This is a genomic window from Candidatus Sodalis sp. SoCistrobi (genome assembly GCF_900143145.1).
In the GTDB taxonomy this organism is placed as follows: domain Bacteria; phylum Pseudomonadota; class Gammaproteobacteria; order Enterobacterales; family Enterobacteriaceae; genus SoCistrobi.
This window is the reverse complement of record NZ_FRDB01000297.1, coordinates 1-2,770: the sequence shown is the minus strand read 5'-3', so window position 1 is coordinate 2,770 and position 2,770 is coordinate 1. Positions and strand designations below refer to the sequence as shown.

The following is a 2,770-nucleotide window of genomic DNA, read 5'->3' as shown; positions in this document are numbered from 1 at the left end:
TGCTCATGCTGAGTTTCCAGCACTAGATTAACTGCCCGTTCACGGACTTCCGGAGAGTAACGTTTGGTCGTTGTCATAGAGACCTCCACTTTTAAAGTATAGACTCTAATTTATCCGGGGTGATTCATTGTCATAGAGACCTCCACTTTTAAAGTATAGACTCTAATTTATCCGGGGTGATTCAATGTGCCGTTGAACCTGATTATGATTTATGCCTTGTCGGGCGTCTTCTACGCCTTTGGCGGTATGCTGGAAGCGGGGCGTATTGGCAGCGCCACCAACAACCTCGGTTTCATGTATGAACTGGATGCCATTGCGGCTTGCGTGGTGGGGGGCGTTTCATTTGCCGGCGGGGTCGGTACGGTATTGGGGGTGGTTACCGGCGTCATCATCTTTACCGTCATCAACTATGGCCTGACCTATATCGGCGTTAACCCGTATTGGCAATATATCATCAAGGGCGCCATCATTATTTTCGCGGTCGCGCTCGATTCATTGAAATACGCCAAGAAAAAGTAATTATCGCCTCGTTCGGTTCGGCGTGCCGGCGTGGCCCGCGCCCGGCACGATGGCCGCGCGTCAATGCGGCTTCGCGGCGACGTGCTAGCACATGGCACGATTACCGCACGTCAATGCCGCTTCGCGGCGACATGCCCGCGCATGGCACGATGGCCGCACGTCAATGCGGCTTCGCGGCAATGTGCTCACGCATGGCACAATTACCGCACGTCAATGCCGCTTCGCGGCGACGTGCTCACGCATGGCACGATTACCGCACGTCAATGCGGCTTCGCGGCGACGTGCTCGCACATGGCACGATTGCCGCACGTCAATGCCGCTTCGCGGCAATGTGCTCACGCATGGCACGATTGCCGCACGTCAATGCCGCTTCGCGGCAACGTGCCCGGCACTGTCACCCGTGGCCCTGGCGTTATCGTTGTAGCGCCGAGAGAGTTTTCTTGCGCCGTCCCCATGGTTGCCAACGTCGGGCCCGCGCGCTTTAGGGCAGTCGGTCCCACGGTGGCGAACTGGCCACCCTCGCTGCAGTCCCGGTAATGCCGTTTTTCTTTAAACCGCATCAAACCCGCTGGTTACTTTTGGGACCCGTTATCACCGGCCTCTGTCGACGTCTTAACGTCCTGGATTTTGGCCGAACCGGGCAGTACCGGTTTAACCCACTGTGGCTGCTTTTGCTGGATGTCCAACAGCTGCTCCGGCGAGACGGCAGGATACCCTTGCGTGCCCTGCGGAATTTCATGGCGCGCGGGGATGGGGATCAAGGGACCCAGAAAACGCGGCTCCCGTTTCATAAGATACAGATCCGACAGTGCGCCCAGGCGAGCGCCGATTTCACGCACCCGTACAGACAGCATATTTTTCGGCGAAGGCACCGCATAGCATTGCGCCTGTATGCCCATGTTTAAGGCGATAAACAGCGCGCGTTCACAGTGAAAACGCTGGGTAATAATGGTGAAATCGTTGGTGTCAAAGACTTTGCGGGTACGGATAATGGAATCCAACGTCCGAAAGCCGGCAAAGTCCAGCACGATATCGGCGGCGGGCATGCCCTGCGCAATCAGGTCACGCCGCATGGTTACCGGTTCATTATAGCTTTGCAGCGCATTATCGCCGCTCAGCAAGAGGTAATTCACCTTGCCGCTGTTGTAAGCGTTAAGCGCGCCCTGAATGCGATAAAGGTAATACTGATTAATGACGCCGGTGCGGTAATACTTGGCGGTGCCCAGCACTACCCCCACCTGACGGTGCGGCAGGGCCGTCAGATCATCATAGATGAAGGGCGCGGTTTTCCAGCTGATCCAGCGGTCAAGGCCCACCGCCGTCAGTACGAGAACGCCTGCAATAATGAACAGGGTAAAAATCAGGCGTTTCAACATACTATAGCCTTAGCCGGTTCCCGCGAAAATGTCATGGCTCCAAGGCTACTTTACCTATCGGGCTGAAGCAAGGTGTGCAAGGGGCAAGTCAGGCCAATGCCGCAAATTTGCCCCTTTGCCGGCCGGGTTTCCCCGACCGGTTGATGGAGGGTTTAAAAAGAGGTGCGGCGATAATCGCGGTACTGCGGCTGCCAGAAGTTATGCTCGATGGCGAGGGAGAGCGTTTCCTCCGAGGTGACCAGCGCCACCCCGTGAACCTGCGCCGCCTTGGCCACCGCCATGGCGATCACCCGCGACACCGACTGAATATCGTTAATGTCCGGCAGCAGCGCGCCGCCGTCGCCGTTGGCCAACGGTGAGCAATCCGCCAGTGCCCGACTGGCCGCGATCAGCATGGCGTCGGTGACCTGGCCGGCGCCCGAGGCCAAAACGCCCAGACCGATACCGGGGAAAATATAGGCGTTATTACATTGTGCAATCGGGTAGGTTTTGCCCTCAAGCTGCACCTGCGCAAACGGACTGCCGGTCGCCACCAGCGCCGCGCCGTCGGTCCAGCGTAAAATATCTTCCGGCGTCGCCTCAACGCGCGAGGTGGGATTGGACAGCGGCATCACGATGGGACGCTCGCAGTGTTGATGCATATCCCGGATAATCTCTTCGGTAAACAGCCCCGGCTGGCCTGAGACGCCGATCAACACCGTCGGTCTGGCGTTGCGCACCACATCCTGCAGCGAAATGGTGTCACTGTCCAACTGAATAACCCCGAGTTTATTAGAGAGTAATTTTGGCAATACTACGCCGCTTCCTCTGATGCTAATTGCAAAGCGTAATAGTTCATTTCGGCTTCAGTAGGAGGGATGTAACCCAGCCGCCCG

General features: G+C 57.1%; 1 protein-coding gene and 2 pseudogenes. 1 reads left to right on the top strand and 2 read right to left on the bottom strand.

Features of this window, described 5'->3' with window-relative positions; all coding sequences use genetic code 11:
- Positions 1-183: 183 nt before the first annotated feature.
- Positions 184-519 (top strand): annotated as a pseudogene (gene mglC, locus CINSTRO3249_RS14745) (beta-methylgalactoside transporter permease); the annotation flags it as partial.
- 572 nt (positions 520-1,091) lie between these two features.
- On the opposite strand, the gene sanA reads toward mglC, so the two are convergent.
- Positions 1,092-1,895: an outer membrane permeability protein SanA gene (sanA, locus tag CINSTRO3249_RS14740; RefSeq protein WP_074013799.1), complete on the bottom strand. Its 804-nt coding sequence runs from the start codon at positions 1,893-1,895 to the stop codon at positions 1,092-1,094.
- Positions 1,896-2,047: 152 nt separating this feature from the next.
- Positions 2,048-2,641: pseudogene (locus CINSTRO3249_RS14735) on the bottom strand (malic enzyme-like NAD(P)-binding protein); the annotation flags it as partial.
- Positions 2,642-2,770 lie beyond the last annotated feature (129 nt).

What these genes read in the sequence shown, in the direction of transcription:
- sanA (WP_074013799.1), bottom strand. Translation starts at nt 1,895, where the DNA reads ATGTTGAAACGCCTGATTTTTACCCTGTTCATTATTGCAGGCGTTCTC.